Origin of the sequence: Pseudomonas sp. Leaf15, from assembly GCF_001421425.1 — a bacterium.
Taxonomy (GTDB): Bacteria; Pseudomonadota; Gammaproteobacteria; order Pseudomonadales; family Pseudomonadaceae; genus Aquipseudomonas; species Aquipseudomonas salomonii.
Genome location: NZ_LMKI01000015.1, coordinates 43,839 through 60,099 on the forward strand (window position 1 = coordinate 43,839; position 16,261 = coordinate 60,099).

Consider the following 16,261-nt stretch of genomic DNA (forward strand, 5'->3'; position numbering starts at 1 on the left):
GTCCAATGTCAGCCACTGTCGCCCTTAGCTCAATCTTTTCCCCTCAGGCTCATCCGGTTAAACGCGGCTGCCAGTCAGAGCATTTCCCGCAACCGATACCACAGCATCCCCAACGCCAGCAGCGGCGAGCGCAGGGCCTTGCCGCCGGGGAAGGTCATGTGCGGCACTTGGCTGAAGATATCCAGGCCGTGGCTTGCACCGGCGTGAATGCCTTCGGCGAGCAGGCGCGCGCACCAGTGGGTCACGTTCAGGCCATGCCCGGAATAGCCCTGGGCGTAGAACACATTCGGGTACTGCTTGAGGCGCCCGACCTGGGGAAAGCGGTTGGCGGTGATGCCGATCTTGCCGCCCCACTGGAACTCGATGGCGGTGCCTGCCAATTGCGGGAACACCTTGAGCAGCTTGGGCTGCATATACGCGGCAATATCCGCAGGGTCACGCCCCGAGTAATGGCAGGCGCCGCCGAACAGCAGGCGCCGGTCAGCCGAGAGCCGGTAGTAATCGAGCCCGACTTTCTGGTCGCACAGGGCAAGGTTTTGCGGGATCAACTGCAGGGCCAGTTCGATCGACAGCGGCTCGGTGGCGATGATGTAGCTGCCCGCCGGCAGCACCTTGCCGCTCAAGCGCGGTTCCAGTTCCTCCAAATGCGCGTTACAGGCCAGTACCAGATTAGCCGCACGCACCGTGCCGCCGGCGCAACGCACTTGCACTGTTTCGCCGTGCACAATCTCCAGGACTGGGGACTGTTCGAAAATCCGCACCCCGAGCGACTCGGCCACCTGCGCCTCGCCCAGCACCAGGTTCAACGGGTGCAAGTGCCCGGAGCCCATGTCCACCAGGCCGCCAGCGTAGACGCTGGAGCCCACCACCTGCGCCATATCTTGCGGGCCGACCAGACGGGTTTCAGGGGCATAACCCAGCGCTGCCAGGCCCGCCTGCTCGCCCTTGAACGCGGCAAACTGCGCCGGGGTGTTGGCCAGTTCGCAAAAGCCCCAACGCAAATCACAGTCAATGTTGTGCTGGGCGATACGCTCGCCCACCAGCGCCACCGAGTCGATCCCGGCACGCTCCAGGTAACGCACGCCCTCCTCGCCCACATACTTGGCGAACCCCGACACGTCATGGCCGATACCACGAATCAGTTGCCCGCCATTACGCCCACTGGCGCCCCAGCCGATGCGCCGGGCCTCCAGCAGGATCACCGAGAGCCCGCGCTGGGCCAGTTCAATCGCGGTGTTGACGCCGGTAAACCCGCCGCCGATCACGCACACATCGGCGCTCAGGTCGGCGCCCAGTGACGGGCGCTCCGGCATGGTATTGGCCGAAGCCCGGTAGTAGGACCGGGCGTGGTCATTGGACTGGATCATTTGTTGGTCTTCACTTTGCTCCAGGCGCGGGTCATCAGGCGCATGGTCGCCGGGGTCGGCGTGGTGGAAATATAGAGCTTGTCGAGCACTTCCTGGGGCGGGTACACCTCAGGGTTGTTGACCAGCTCCGGCGCCATAAAGGGCTTGGCCGCCGGGTTGGCGTTGGCATAGCCGACCGCGGCACTGACCTTGGCGATCACCTCTGGGTCGAGCAAATAATTGATAAAGGCGTGGGCCTCTTTCGGGTTCCCGGCGTCGGCAGGAATCGCCAGCAGGTCGAACCACAGGTTGGAGCCTTCCTTGGGAATCGAGTAGGCGATATTCACGCCGTTCCTGGCTTCCTTGGCGCGGTTGGCGGCTTGAAATACGTCGCCTGAATAGCCGAAGGCCACACAGATATCGCCGTTGGCCAGGTCGGAGATGTACTTGGAAGAATGGAAGTAGGTGATGTACGGGCGCAACGTCAGCAGCTTGGCTTCGGCCTGTTTGTAATCCTCGGGGTTTTCGCTGCGCGGGTCTTTGCCCATGTAGTTGAGGATCGCCGGGAACAGCTCATCCGCCGAATCCAGGAAGGCTACGCCGCACTGGTTGAGCTTCTTGATATTCTCCGGCTCAAACAGCACCGCCCATGAGTCGATGTGGTCGATGCCCAGCACTTGCTTGACCTTGTCGACGTTGTAGCCGATGCCGTTGGTGCCCCACAGGTACGGCACCGAGTGCGCGTTGCCGGGGTCGTTTTTCTCCAGTAGCTTGAGCAGTTTGGGGTCGAGGTTCTTGAAGTTGGGCAGCTGCGAGCGGTCGAGTTTCAAGAACGCGCCGGCTTTTACCTGGCGGGCCAGGAAGTGGTTGGACGGCACCACCACGTCATAGCCGGTGCGCCCGGCGAGCAACTTGCCTTCCAGGGTTTCGTTGGAGTCGAACACGTCATAGATCACCTTGATCCCGGTCTTGGCCTGGAAATCGGCCAGGGTGGTCTCGCCAATGTAGTCGGTCCAGTTATAGACGCTGACCGTCTGGGCGGCCTGGCCGCTGCTGCTGAACGCCGCGACAAGAGCCAGCGGGAGAAGCTTTTTCACAAGACGCATATCGACACCCCTTTTTTGGTTTTTTAGACGCTCAACAGCAGGAACTCACGTTCCCAGGAACTGATCACCCGCTTGAAATTCTCGTGCTCGGCGCGTTTGACCGCCACATAGCCACGCACGAACTTGTCGCCCAGGTACTGCTTGACCGTGTCGCAGTCCTCCATGCGCGCCAGGGCATCTTCGAGGGTGAACGGCAGGCGCAGGTTGCGGCGCTCATAGGCACGGCCTTCCACCGGCGCGCTCGGCTCAATCTGCTCGATCATGCCCAGGTAGCCGCACAGCAAGCTCGCGGCAATCGCCAGGTAGGGGTTGGCATCCGCGCCCGGCAGGCGGTTTTCCACGCGCATCGCGTCGGGGCTGGAGGTCGGTACACGCAGGCCGACGGTGCGGTTTTCTTCGCCCCACTCCACGTTGACCGGCGCCGAGGTGTCCGGCAGAAAGCGGCGGAACGAGTTCACGTTGGGCGCAAACATCGGCAGCAGCTTGGGGATGTACTTTTGCAGGCCGCCGATGTGATGCAAGAACAGCTGGCTCATCTTGCCGTCGGCGTCGACGAACACCGGTTTGCCGGTGGCAATATCCACCACGCTCTGGTGCAGGTGCATGGCGCTGCCCGGCTCGTCGGCCACCGGCTTGGCCATAAAGGTCGCGGCCACATTGTGCTTGAGCGCAGCTTCACGCAGGGTGCGTTTGAACACGGTGATCTGGTCGGCCAGGTCGAGGGCGTCGCCATGGCGGAAGTTGATTTCCATCTGCGCCGGGCCGTCTTCGTGGATCAGTGTGTCGAGGTCCAGCCCCTGCAGTTCACACCAGTCATAGACGTCTTCGAACAGCGGGTCGAATTCGTTGGCGGCGTCGATGGAAAACGACTGACGCCCGGTTTCGGCCCGGCCCGAACGGCCCACCGGGGTTTTCAGCGGCAGGTCCGGGTCTTCGCAGCGCTGGGTCAGGTAGAACTCCATTTCCGGCGCGACAATCGGCTGCCAGCCTTTGTCGGTGTACAGCTGCAGGACTTTTTTCAGCACGTTGCGCGGCGACAACTCGATGGGGTTGCCCTGCTTGTCGAAGGTGTCGTGGATCACGATCGCGGTGGGTTCGATCGCCCACGGCACCACGTAAGTGGCGTTGGACACCGGGCGGCAGATCATGTCGATGTCGGCAGGGTCGAGCAGGTCGTAGTAGATATCGTCGTCGACAAAGTCCCCGGTCACCGTTTGCAGCAACACACTTTCCGGCAGGCGCATGCCTCGCTCATGCAGGAACTTGTTGGTGGGCGCAATCTTGCCGCGTGCGATGCCAGTCAAATCACTGATCACGCATTCGACTTCGGTAATCTTGTGTTCTTTCAGCCAGGCGGACAGCTGATCGAAGGGGGCGTTCATAAGGACCTCGTCATGGGTTGGATGCTGCGCCGACTTGTACTCCCGGCGCATTGAGGTCTATCTTGGGCCAGCCTTCAAACGGCATCTATCCACTTTGCACGAACCACAACGCACCAATAGAGTGCGCCCAGGTTACCCATGACACAGGCAACAGCTTTGCGCGTACAGGCCTTCACCACCGGTGATGTGGCCGCTCAATGCAGTGCGACACCCGGTTGGGTGCAGCAGTACCAGCAGATGTCTCCGGGGCATTTTTCCGGGCAGATTCGCTACCTCGACCTGCACGGCGTCGAGGTCTACGAAGAGTGCATGAATACGCGCGTCGAACAGCATTTCAACGCGCCACCGGGCTCGCTGGCGTTCTGTTTCGATGGCAGCGACAACGCGCTGTACATGCTCAATGGCGAAAGCCGCAACACCTGGATCACCCCGGAAAACTACCGCGAAGTGGCGGTGGTATTCGGCCCGCAGTTTGTGCAGCGCCATGGTTTGGATGTGGCGAAACTCGAGGGGTTGTTCATGGCGCCGCTGACCTGCCAGCAGAACGCGCTGTTCAGCCGATGGCTCAGTGGCACGCTGACGCGGCTATCCGCCATCAGTGACCCAATCAGCCGTGACGCGCTGACCCAGCAACTGCTCGATGATTGCCTGTTTATCCTCGACCACGCCTCTGTGTGCCTGGACCGCAGCTCGTTACAACGGCGCAGCGAAGAGCGCCGGTTGATGGCGCGCATCGGCGAATGGGCGGCGGATGCGCCGGATGAAACCGTCAACCTGCTGGAACTGGCACAGATTGCCGGCGTGCCATTGCGACAGCTGCAACAAGGCTTCAAGACCTACACCGGGATGAGCCCGGCGCAGTGGTTGCGCTTGCGCCGGTTGAACGGGGCGCGGCGTGAGTTATTGAGCTCGACTCGGGCCACGGTGGCTGAGGTGGCGATGAACTGGTCGTTCTGGCATTTGGGGCGGTTTTCGCAGAGTTATCGGGCGTTGTTTCGGGAGCTGCCCAGTGAGACGCTCAGGCGCTTGGAAAGGATGTAAGGGCCGGAGCAACAGCAACAGCAAAGCCATACTCGGTCAAAGGTGGGAGCGGGCTTGCTCGCGAATGCGGTGGGTCAGTCACTTCATCTATAACTGACCCACCGCATTCGCGAGCAAGCCCGCTCCCACATATTTAGACCGTGTTGCATCAGGTAGATAGGCTTTTGCTTTGCACTTGATCTGGCTCTTGATTCAACCACTCAGGTCGGCTTTACACAAAACAACCCAACACCACCCTTCTCAATAGCTTGTAAATCCCGGCACATCCCCCTAGCTTATGCGCCCCCCGCCCCGCGCATTAAGGCCCTACCCCCATGGTTGTGCGTTTTCGTCCCGTCGTTACCTCACGTTTCGCCCTCGGCCTGTTACTCAGCGGCAGCCTCGGCAACAGCATGGCCGCTGACATCGAACTACCGGCGGTAAACGTCCAGGGCCAGGACGAATCCGGCTATCGCACCAACAGCGCCTCGGTCGGCGGCTTCAACGAAGCGCCGTTGCTGGACACTCCGGCATCGATCACCGTGATCAACGCTGAACTGATCAAGGACCAGCAAGCGCGCCTGCTCAGCGAAGTGCTGCGCAACGACGCCTCGGTTGGCGACAGTTATGCGCCCATCGGCTACTACGAAAACTTCGTGGTGCGCGGCTTCTCGCTGAACGCCGCCAGCAGCTACAAAATCAACGGCCGCACCATCACCGGCGAGCAAAACGTCGCCCTCGAAAACAAGCAGCAGGTCGAGGTGCTCAAGGGCCTGGCGGGTTTGCAAAGCGGTATTTCCGAACCCAGCGGCGTGATCAACTACGTGACCAAGCGCCCGGAGGATGTGCGTTCGGTCACCGTATCTACCGACGACCGTGGCAGCGGTTATGTCGCCACCGACGTGGGTGGCTGGTTTGGCAGCGAGCAACAGTTCGGCCTGCGCGCCAACGTTGCCTACGAAGACCTCAATTCGTATGTCGAGCACGCCGATGGCCAGCGCGACTTTGTGTCCCTGGCCTTCGACTGGAACATCAGCCCCGACGCGGTGCTGCAACTGGACGCGGAATACCAGAACAAGCAACAGCGCTCCGTGCCGGGTTATCAACTGCTGGGCGGCACCGAAGTGCCCCATGACGCGTCACCGAAGAAATTGCTGGGGCACCAGAGTGGCTCCCATCAGGTCGGCATCGATTCGCTGAACCTCAATGGCAAGTTTGAATACCGCTTCAGTGATCAGTGGAAAGGCAGCCTCAGTGCCGCCCACAGCAAAGTGGTGATTGATGATTACAGCTCGTTTGCCTGGGGTGGCGCCACGACCGGCATGGGCAATTACTTCACGCAGGACGGCAACTACGACATTTACGACTACCGCAGCCCCGACGACACCCGTCGTGATGATGAAGTACAGGCGGCAATGACGGGCCTGTTCGATACAGGCAGCCTGGGCCATGAACTGACTTTCGGCACCAGCGCGTTTCGACGGGTGATCGACAAGCGCAAGTCCGTCAACGAATACATCGGCAGCGGTAATATCAACCAAGACGCACCGACCTTCGAGCCTACCGACAAGCCGCTGAACCCCAGCCATCGCAACCTCGACAGCCGTCAGTACGGCCTGTTCGCCACCGACCGCATCCGCTTCAACGAGCAATGGCAAACCATCATTGGCGGGCGCGAAGTGCGTCTGGATGAAAAAGCGTTCGATGAAGCAACCGGAAACGAAAATCGCCACACCCAGCAATACGTGTTCCTGCCCCAGGCATCATTGATCTACAAACCGGTGGAAAATATTTCGCTGTACACCAGCTACAGCAAAGGCCTGTCCCTGGGCGGCACGGCGCCATGGTTCGCGAGTAACGCCGGTGACACCCTGGCCCCAACCGTGTCCCGGCAAATCGAAGCCGGCGTGAAATACGACTGGCGCCGCATCAGCTTCGCCGCCGCCGTATTCCAGACCCGCCAGGCCTATCAGTATTCCAAGCCGGATGGCGCCGGTAACTTCACCTACGCCCAACAAGGCGAACAAAAAAACACCGGCCTGGAACTCTCCGCCAACGGCTGGGCCACCGACCGCCTGCAGATCGCCACCAGCGTCGCGGCGATTCGCGCCCGGGTGACCAACAGCGGCACGCCGGACTACGAAGGCCACCAGGCCATCAACGTACCCAAACTGCGCGCCAGCCTGTACGCCGATTACGCCCTGCCGTGGATGAATGGGCTGGCCGTGCTGGGCGGCGTGCAATACAGCGCCAAGAAGTACGCCGACCGCACCGGCAATGTGCAGGTGGGCGACTACGCCGTGGTGAATGTCGGCAGCCGCTACACCACCAGAATCGACGGCTATGAAACCGTATTCCGCCTCAGCGTCGACAACCTGTTCGACAAACGCTACTGGCGCGATGCAGGCGAATACATGGGCGATGATTACCTGTTCCAGGGCGCGCCCTTGACCGCGCGCCTGAGTGCTTCGGTCAACTTCTGAGCCCGCGCGGCGCTGCCAGCCACAGCGCCGCCAAACCACAGACCAACAGGCTCCAACCCAGGTCCTGGGCCCAGGCGACCAGGGTCAACCCGGCGCCGATCACCAAGTAATACAACAAGCCAAACAGCGCGGCGGCCGTGCCCAGGCGATCCTGATAAGCCACCAGCGCGGCCCCCAGCACATTGGGAATGGCCATGCCGAACGCCAGCACCACCAGCAGCATCGGCCATACAAACATCCAGCTGTGTTGCAGCAGCACGACCAGCAAGCCGCCCAGCACCGCGACACCGGCGGCGATCAGCACTAATTGCTCGCCATTTATTCCACTCTTGAGCAGCCGCTTGTTCAGCCACGCACCAAAGCCAGAGCCCAGCGCCAGCAACACGCCGCTGTAGCCGAAGTCGGCGGCAGACAAACCCAGCCGCGAAAAGATGAATGGCCCCACGCTGTAATAGCTGAACAGCGCAATATTGAACGCCGCCACCAACCCCACCGAACGCCAAACCCCCGCATCCCTGAGCAGCAACCGCAACGTCTCGCCCAGCGCGGCCGTCGGCAGCGAGGCTGGACGTGTCTCCGGCAACGCCCATAAGCACACGGCCCACAAGGCCAGCGAGAGCAGCAACAAGCCACTGAGCACCCCGCGATAACCGAAGGACTGCACCAGGCTGGCGCCCGTGAACAAACCCACGGCCGGGCTGGCGGCCAGGGCAATGCCCATCAGCGAAAATACCTGGGCCAATTGCACGCCCTGGAAACGGTCACGCAGCACGGTCTGCGTCACTACCGAGCCGACCGCCGCGCCAAACGCCGCCAACGCCTGGGCCAGCAGCAAACCGTTGAAGCTGGTCATGCCCAGGGCCAGTACCGTGGCCGCCACATACAGGGCCAATCCGGCCAGCATCACCGGCCGCCGTCCCCAACGATCACACAGTCGGCCCCACACCACCACGCCAAAAGCGAACGCCAGAAAGTACACCGACAAGGTCTGCCCGGCCCGCTCCGGCCCCACCGCAAAGGCCCGGCCGATATCTCCCAGCGCGGGGCTGTAAAGCGTTTGGGCCAGTTGCGGGAACATCAGCAAGGCCACCGTCAGTGGCAAAAAAATTCTAATCTTCATTCCCCAACTCCTTTGCTTGAAACAGCGCAAGAAGTGTAAGGACTGTGGATTGGGGTATTATCCAGACTTTGACAATTTACCCATCAAATCGGACAACCTATGGCCTGGCTCACCGCCGACGCCCCTTTCGATCCCGACCACCTGGCAGCGCCGGTCATCGGCATCGCCGCCCTGCTCGGTGATCACGACTCCGGCCTGCACCGCCACCAGCGCGGGCAACTGCTGTTCACCCGCCGAGGGTGCACCCGTATCACCCTCGACAACCAACTGTGCCTGCTGCCGCCTTCGCGCGCCGCGTGGATCCCGTGTGGCGTGCCGCATCGCGCGGTGATGCACAAAACCGTGGACTATCGCTCGGTGTATCTGAGCCCGGCACTGGCCGATCAATTGCCCCCGCAGGTCGGGGTGATCGAGGTCAGCCCGTTGCTGCGTGCAGTGCTGGAACCCATAGCGATGGCGCCCTTCGACACCGATTGGCAAACGGGCCGCTACGCGCATTTGCTCGCGCTGTGCCTGGATGAAATCCAGGCGGCCACCGCACAACCGATGCTCCTGCCCTTGCCCCATGACAAACGCCTGGCGCCCTTGCTCGCCGATCTGGAAAGGTTGCCGCCGACCCTGCAAGCCCTGGAGCAACAGATAGGCGCCAGCACCAAGACCATCGGCCGGATATTCCTGCGGGAAACCGGCCTTGGTTATCAGCAATGGCGCCAGCAGTGGCGCTTGATGCGGGCCATTGAACTGCTGGCCATCGGGCGCAACCTCGGCTACTGCGCGTTCGAGTTGGGCTTTGCCAGTGACAGCGCGTTGATCGCCTTCTTCAAAAGCATGACCGGGTGCACGCCACGCGGGTATTTGAAGGTTGACTGAGGGCGTGCTTGAGGCAGCGTCAGCCCGGTAGCGGAATCACCCGCAAAGGCCGCACCGACTTATAGGAAAAGCTGGAGTAGATTTCTTTAACACAGGGCAACGTCTGCAACACCTCACGCGCAAACTCGCCGAACGACTCCAGGTCTTTGGCCACCACCTCGAGCAAAAAATCATAGCGCCCCGACACGTTGTGACAGGCGACCACTTCGGGAATCTCCAGCAGCCGTTGCTCGAACGCCCGGGCGATTTCCTGGGTGTGGCTTTCCATCATGATGCTGACAAACGCCGTCACGCCATACCCCAGCGCCTTGGGCGACAGGATCGCCTGGTAGCCGCTGATCACCCCGCTCTCCTCCAGGTTGCGCACCCGTCGCCAGCACGGCGAAGTGGTCAGGGCCACGCGGTCGGCAAGCTCGGCCACGGTCAAGCGGGCATTGCCTTGCAAGGCGTTTAAAAGGGCTTTGTCGGTGCGGTCCAGACTCACGGGCATAACGTGCCTCTATTTGTTGTTTTTGTCGCTGATTCGCCCCGTAATCCGGGATTTTCCTGGTTTTTTTGCAATGTTCAACTGTGGTTATGAGCATAGCATTGCAGGAAATAAGGAGCGTCCGACATGAACAATAAACATACTACATTCGGCTTTTCTACCCGCGCCATCCACCACGGTTACGACCCCAAGGACCATCACGGCGCCCTCGTACCGCCGATCTATTTATCGGCCACCTTCGCGTTCCCGACTGCCGAATATGGCGCTGCCTGTTTTGCCGGGGACGCCAACGGCCACTTCTACACACGCATTTCCAACCCGACCCTGGCACTCCTGGAATCACGCATGGCCACCCTGGAAAACGGCGAAGCCGCCGTGGCCTTCAGCTCCGGCATGGGTGCGATTGCCGCAACGTTCTGGACCCTGCTGCGCCCGGGCGATGAAGTGATCGTCAGCCAGACCCTGTATGGCTGCACCTTTGCCCTGCTGCACCATGGCCTGGCCGAGTTCGGCATCCGGGTGCGACACGTCGACCTCACCGACCTGGCCGCCCTGCGCGCGGCATTGTCCCCCGCCACCCGCATGGTCTACTGCGAAACCCCGGCCAACCCCAATCTGCGCCTGGTGGACATCGCCGCCGTGGCCGAGCTGGCGCACCAACAACCGAATATCACCATGGTGGTCGACAACACCTACTGCACGCCCTACCTGCAACGGCCGCTGGAACTGGGGGCCGACGTAGTGGTGCACTCGGCCACCAAGTACCTCAGCGGCCATGGCGATATCACCGCCGGTATCGCCGTGAGCAACCAGGCCCTGGCACAACGTATTCGCCTGCAAGGCCTCAAGGACCTGACCGGCGCGGTGATGTCACCGCAGGACGCATCCTTGCTGATGCGCGGCCTCAAGACCCTGGCCCTGCGCATGGACCGCCATTGCAGCAACGCCCAGGCGGTGGCCGAAGCCTTGCAGGCCCACCCTGCCGTGCAGTGGGTCACTTACCCGGGCTTGCGCTCTTTCCCTCAATACGCCCTGGCGGCGCGGCAGATGAAGCAGTCCGGCGGCATGATCGCGTTTGAACTCAAGGGCGGCATCGACACCGGCCGGCGCTTCATGAATGCCCTCAACCTGTTCACCCGCGCCGTCAGCCTGGGTGACGCCGAGTCGCTCGCCCAGCACCCGGCGAGCATGACCCACTCGACCTACACCCCCGAAGAACGCGCACAACACGGTATCAGCGAAGGCCTGGTGCGCTTGTCGGTCGGGCTTGAAGACATCGCCGACCTGTTGGCCGATATCCACCAGGCCCTGGCCAAATGCACGCGTGCGGCACCGGGCCGCGCCGTGGTGGAAGAACACGCCGTGAAATAAGGCCTACGGTTGAGGTAATCCTTTCCTACAGACGGAGGTCGGACTGGTCCGACCGCCGTTATGCGTTTTAATCTGGTTTTTTTGCCGATTGGATCCCCCTGCTTTTCCCTGGCTGTACTAGCATAGGTGCTCGGCGGGTGCATTATCACTGTAGGTTATTCACTTTGGTTACCTTGTTAAACCCCGTCGTTATAAGGATGAATACCCGCACTCGACATTCATGGACGAACTGATGAACTCACACCTGTTCCCCCATATAGGCAAAGTCATCGCCAGCACCGGCAGCCGCCATTTCCCGCGCATGCTGCATGACTTGATCCTGACCCAACTGGCAGTGGACGCCACCCATATCACCCAACTGCAGGTCAGTGCCGAAGGGCATACCCGGCGCCGGATCAGCCCGGTCTACACCGACTCGGCGGTGGCGCTGGGCGAAGAACAACCCGCCGCCCAATTGCACCTTACGCGCCGCAAGGACGATGTGCGTTATGTGCTGTCGGTGTATCGCTCGCATCAATCGGAAAGTTTTTCGCCGCAGGAACGCAGCATGCTGCAGGATTTTTCTACGCTGCTTCTGCCCATGGTCGAGAAGCACATCACTGCGATCCAGCCGTGCCGCCAGGATGGGTCGCCTGTGGTGACGGAAAATCAGGGGCTTGAAACCTTGCGTCGGCGTATTGAAGAGCGCCTGGTGCAATCGGGGTTGACCTTGTCCAACCGTGAGCTGGAAGTGTGTGTGGGCTTGCTGGCCGGGCGGACTGCACCGGAGTTGGCGGAGCAGTTGGCGTTGAAGGTCAACACCATTGAAAGCTACCTCAAGCGGGCGGCGATCAAGCTGGGGATCAGTGGGCGGCATTCGTTGTTGCGGTGGATGTATGCGGGTGACGAGGGCGTCGCCACGGCTTTCTAGATCACCGCTCAGTTTGGTGGTTTTTTGTTGGTGTACATATCCGTTATTTGGGTGATGGCGGCTTAGGGTTCCGCCCTGACGGCGGCTCACTTTTGTAAAGACACAAAAGTAACCAAAAAGTCTTCGCCCCAACACTCGGTGCCTCGCTGTGGCTCGGCATGCCCGCAATCCGCCAGTGATTTGGGGGGCCGCCGCGATGGGCCATCCTTGGCCCAGCGCGGCTAAACCGGCATCCCTGCCGGTTTACCCCCCAAATCCCTGTCGAATTCCGGCCATCGTGTTTGACGGGGCGATGTCAGATCAAGATCAAAAGCGCAGATCAAAAGACCGCTGACTTCGTCAGCGAAAAGGATGTAAGAGCCGGAGCAACAGCAACAGCAACGGCAACGGCAACGGCAACGGCAGAGCCATACTCGGTCAACTGTGGGAGCTGGCTTGCCTGCGATGGCATCAACTCGGTGTACCTGATGTACCGAGTTGTCTGCATCGCAGGCAAGCCAGCTCCCACAGAAAAGCAGCTCTTCAGTGTATGTAAATTCGCTTTTCGCTTTTGATTCAACTACTCAGGTCGGCTACTAGGCCGCCGTGCTCTGCTTTTGATCTGCTTTTGATTTTGATCTGAGGCGCCCCGTCAACCACGATGGCCGAACGCAGGCTTGAAGGACGCCGGGTTAGCCGCGCTGGGCCAAGGATGGCCCATCGCGGCGGCCCACGGATTCAAGCCGGAGTGAGGGCACACCGAGCATTAGCGAGGTGCCGAGTGGTGGGGCGAAGACCTTTTGGTTACTTTTGGGGCGTTTGCCAAAAGTGACCCGCCGTCAGGGCGGAACCCTAAGCCGCCATCACCCAAATAACGGATATACACACCGACAAACCGCCACCAAAACCAATCAATCCCGAGCCAACGCCTCAATCGGGTCCAACCGCGCCGCATTCCGTGCCGGCACAAAACCAAACACAATCCCGATCAACGTTGAACACGCAAACGCCGTCACAATCGACCCCACCGAAAACACCATCTCCCATTCCTTCACAAACAGCGAAAACAGATACCCAATGGCATACGACAACGAAATCCCAATAACCCCGCCGATCAAACACACCATCACCGCCTCCACCAGAAACTGCTGACGAATATCCGACTGCCGCGCCCCCACCGCCATGCGAATCCCGATCTCACGGGTGCGCTCAGTGACCGACACCAGCATAATATTCATCACCCCAATCCCACCCACCAGCAACGAAATCACCGCAATCAGCGACAACAGCAGCGCCAGGGAGCGGCTGGTTTTCTGCACCGTCTGCATGATGCTATCAAGGTTATTGGTGAAAAAATCCTTGGTCCCATGCCGCTGCAGCATCAGCTTGTTAACGTTGTCTTCCACCACCTTGCTCGGCTGCCCATCCTTGATACGCACAGTAATGCTGTCCAGATGCCGCTGCCCCAACAAGCGCCCCGCCGCCGTTTCATAAGGCACCCACACGTTCAACGCCTTGCTGGCGGCGAACATGTTTTTATTGTCAGCCGTCACCCCGATCACCGTACACGGCAGGTTGCCGACCAGGATCACCTGCCCCAGCGGGTCCACATTCGGGCCGAACAGGCGATGCCGCGTGTTGTGGTCAATCACCACCACCTGCGCCTGACGCCGCGCATCACTTTCACTGAAGGCAATCCCGGCTTCGAGCTTGAGTCCCTTCACCTTGAAATACCGATCACTGACGCCGTTCACCTGCGCATCCAGGTCGATATTGCCGAAACGCAGCAACAAGTTGCGCCCCACCACCGGCGTGGCGCTGTCGACGTAATACAGCTGGTTCAACGCCTCCACATCCGACGGCATCAACGTCTCGATGGCCGACGCCCGGCTATCGCCGAAACTGGTGCCGGAAAAGATATCGATGGTGTTGCTGCCAATCGCCTGAATGTCCTTGAGCACATAACGCTTGGCCCCCTCGCCGATCGCCGAAATCGACACCACCGAGGTGATGCCGATGACGATACCCAGCATGGTCAGCAAGGTGCGCATGCGATGGGAAATCAGCGCGACCCAGGCCATATTGAAGGCTTCCTTGAACAGCCCCAGGCTCGCCACCAGACGCCGTGCGCCGCTTCGTTTGGGTTCGATGGGCGCCTCACTGGGCAACTCCAGACCCACACTGTCATTGGCCTCGTCGCTCACTATCTCGCCGTCACACACCTCGACAATGCGCTGGGCGTTCGCCGCCACCTTGGGGTCGTGGGTGACGATGATCACCGTGTGCCCGGCCGCGTGCAGCTCGGCAAGGATGCGCATCACCTCTTTGCCGCTGTGGGTGTCGAGGGCGCCGGTGGGCTCGTCGGCGAGGATCACTTCACCGCCGTTCATCAACGCCCGGGCAATGCTCACGCGCTGTTGCTGGCCACCGGAGAGCTGGCTCGGGCGGTGGGTGGTGTGCCCCGCCAGGCCCAGGCGCGTGAGCAGGTCGTGTGCGCGGCTGTGCCGTTGGCTTTCGGGCGTGCCGGCGTAGATCGCCGGCATTTCCACGTTGTGCAAGGCGCTCAAGTGCGCGAGCAAATGGTAGCGCTGGAAGATAAACCCGAAGTAATCCCGGCGCAGTTCCGCCAACTGTTCATCGCCCAGCGAGCGGGTCTCGATGCCGTTGATCTTGTAGCTGCCGGCGGTGGCGTAGTCCAGGCCGCCGAGGATATTCATCAGGGTGGATTTACCCGAGCCCGAGGCGCCGATGATCGCGACCATTTCGCCGGCATGAATCGTCAAGTCGATGCCCTTGAGTGCGATGAATTCGCGCTCGCCAGCCATGAAACTGCGGGTAATGCCCTTGAGCTCCAACAGGGGTTGGGTCATGGCTCAGTTCCCCGCCACGGCTGGGGTCGCATCGCCGATCACGACTTTGTCACCCTCGGCCAGGCCTTCCAGGATCTGCACCTTGACGTTGTTATTGATGCCGGTCTTCACATCCCGCGCCAGCGCCTTGCCCTTGGCGTCCAGCACCCGCAACGGGTACGTGCCGTCGTTATTGCGCGCACCGAGCGCCGCCACCGGCACCATCAACGCCGCCTGGGCGGTGTCGAGCACGATGCGCACCTGGGCGGTCATGGCGATGCGCAGGCGATGGTCCGGATTGGGCACGTCGAACAGCGCGTTGTAAAACACCGCGGTGTTCTGCTTGGGCGTACCGGCGGTCTGGGTTTCGAGGAAGTTCTGCGGCGCCGGCTCCGTGCCGCGCAGCTTGGCGTAGTAGCGCTTGTCGGCTTCACCCAGGATGGTGAAATACACCTGCTGGCCAGGGCTGATATGAATCACATCGGCCTCCGACACCTGGGCCTTGACGGTCATGGTGTCCAGGTCGGCCAGCTTGAGCAGCACCGGCGCCAACTGGTTGGCGATCACGGTCTGGCCTTCCTGCGTGACGATGCCGACCACATCGCCGTCGATGGGCGCGACGATGCGCGTATACGCCAGGTTGACCTTGGCGGTGTCGATCTGGATATGCGCGCTTTTGATCTGCGCATCCAGGGACAACAGGTTGGCCTGTTGCACCTGGAAGGTCGACTCGGCGTCTTCAAAATCCTGGCGCGATACCGACTCATCCACCTGCAAACCCTTGTAGCGCTCATACACCGACTTGGCCTGCTTGAGCTGCGCCGCCGTGGCCCGACGCTGGGCCTGCAGGTTTTCCTCATCCACCTGGGCCTTGCGCAAGGTGTTCTGCAGAATCAGCGGGTCGATCTCCGCCAACCACTGGCCCTTCTTGACCTTGTCGCCGACCTTGACCTTGAGCGACTTCAACTGCCCCGACACCTGCGCGCCGACATCGACCTGCTTGATGCCCTCGAGCAAACCGGTGGCCAACACCGCATTCTCAATATCACCGCGCTCAGCCGTGGCAGTGAGGTACTGCGGCGCATCGGCGGGTGCCTGCACCGTGTACACCACCAGGCCAATGGCAACAGCCAACACCGCGAGCATTCCAATTTTGCGAATCTTTGACTTTTCCATAAATGACCATAAAAAGATGAAGAGGGCCTACAACGGCACGGTCCAGCTCCCACAGAAAAGCAGATCCCAGGTGTATGCAAATCCGCTTTTCGCTTTTGATCTAACCACTCAGGTCGGCTTTCAGGCCGCCGTGCTCTGCTTTTGAATCCGTGGGTAACCCGG

Annotated in this window: 12 protein-coding genes; 5 read left to right on the forward strand and 7 right to left on the reverse strand. The window is 61.0% G+C overall.

Annotated elements, in window-relative coordinates; genetic code table 11:
• Positions 1-74 precede the first annotated feature (74 nt).
• The 3 genes from ASE80_RS14080 to ASE80_RS14090 are packed head-to-tail and all read right to left on the reverse strand — an operon-like array spanning position 75 to position 3,834.
• A complete protein-coding gene (locus tag ASE80_RS14080) occupies positions 75-1,367 on the reverse strand; it encodes an NAD(P)/FAD-dependent oxidoreductase (protein WP_056859452.1) in 1,293 nt (430 codons plus the stop codon).
• Positions 1,364-2,452, reverse strand: coding sequence for a polyamine ABC transporter substrate-binding protein (locus ASE80_RS14085; RefSeq protein ID WP_056859453.1), 1,089 nt, complete (start codon positions 2,450-2,452; stop codon positions 1,364-1,366). The genes ASE80_RS14080 and ASE80_RS14085 overlap by 4 nt, the downstream gene beginning before the upstream one ends.
• A gap of 23 nt (positions 2,453-2,475) precedes the next feature.
• A complete protein-coding gene (locus ASE80_RS14090; RefSeq protein WP_056859454.1) occupies positions 2,476-3,834 on the reverse strand; it encodes a glutamine synthetase family protein in 1,359 nt (452 codons plus the stop codon).
• A gap of 138 nt (positions 3,835-3,972) precedes the next feature.
• Here ASE80_RS14090 and ASE80_RS14095 point away from each other — a divergent pair, with 138 nt between their 5' ends.
• Positions 3,973-4,875, forward strand: a complete 903-nt coding sequence (locus tag ASE80_RS14095) for a helix-turn-helix domain-containing protein (protein ID WP_056859455.1) — start codon at positions 3,973-3,975, stop codon at positions 4,873-4,875.
• Positions 4,876-5,189: 314 nt separating this feature from the next.
• Positions 5,190-7,337, forward strand: a complete 2,148-nt coding sequence (locus ASE80_RS14100) for a TonB-dependent siderophore receptor (RefSeq protein ID WP_056859456.1) — start codon at positions 5,190-5,192, stop codon at positions 7,335-7,337.
• Here the strand turns inward: ASE80_RS14100 and ASE80_RS14105 are convergent.
• Positions 7,327-8,457, reverse strand: a complete 1,131-nt coding sequence (locus ASE80_RS14105) for an MFS transporter (RefSeq protein ID WP_056859457.1) — start codon at positions 8,455-8,457, stop codon at positions 7,327-7,329. The genes ASE80_RS14100 and ASE80_RS14105 overlap by 11 nt on opposite strands.
• Positions 8,458-8,556: 99 nt before the next feature.
• On the opposite strand from ASE80_RS14105, the gene ASE80_RS14110 reads away from it, so the two are divergent.
• Positions 8,557-9,327 (forward strand): AraC family transcriptional regulator, encoded by a 771-nt coding sequence (locus ASE80_RS14110; protein WP_056859458.1) that lies wholly within the window; start codon positions 8,557-8,559, stop codon positions 9,325-9,327.
• Positions 9,328-9,346: 19 nt separating this feature from the next.
• Here the strand turns inward: ASE80_RS14110 and ASE80_RS14115 are convergent, their stop codons facing one another.
• Positions 9,347-9,817, reverse strand: a complete 471-nt coding sequence (locus tag ASE80_RS14115) for an Lrp/AsnC family transcriptional regulator (RefSeq protein WP_017136655.1) — start codon at positions 9,815-9,817, stop codon at positions 9,347-9,349.
• 123 nt (positions 9,818-9,940) lie between these two features.
• On the opposite strand from ASE80_RS14115, the gene ASE80_RS14120 reads away from it, so the two are divergent.
• On the forward strand, positions 9,941-11,185 hold the full coding sequence (locus ASE80_RS14120) for a methionine gamma-lyase (protein WP_056859459.1): 1,245 nt from the start codon (positions 9,941-9,943) through the stop codon (positions 11,183-11,185).
• 232 nt (positions 11,186-11,417) lie between these two features.
• Entirely contained in the window at positions 11,418-12,095 is a 678-nt protein-coding gene (locus ASE80_RS14125; RefSeq protein ID WP_177336522.1) for a helix-turn-helix transcriptional regulator, read from the forward strand.
• A gap of 890 nt (positions 12,096-12,985) precedes the next feature.
• Here ASE80_RS14125 and ASE80_RS14130 read toward each other — a convergent pair.
• The gene (locus ASE80_RS14130; protein ID WP_056859461.1) at positions 12,986-14,944 is read right to left on the reverse strand and encodes a MacB family efflux pump subunit; all 1,959 of its coding nucleotides are present in this window, start codon (positions 14,942-14,944) and stop codon (positions 12,986-12,988) included.
• Positions 14,945-14,947: 3 nt separating this feature from the next.
• Positions 14,948-16,099 carry a macrolide transporter subunit MacA gene (macA, locus tag ASE80_RS14135; RefSeq protein WP_056859462.1) on the reverse strand — a complete coding sequence of 384 codons (1,152 nt, stop codon included), beginning with the start codon at positions 16,097-16,099 and terminating at the stop codon, positions 14,948-14,950.
• Positions 16,100-16,261 lie beyond the last annotated feature (162 nt).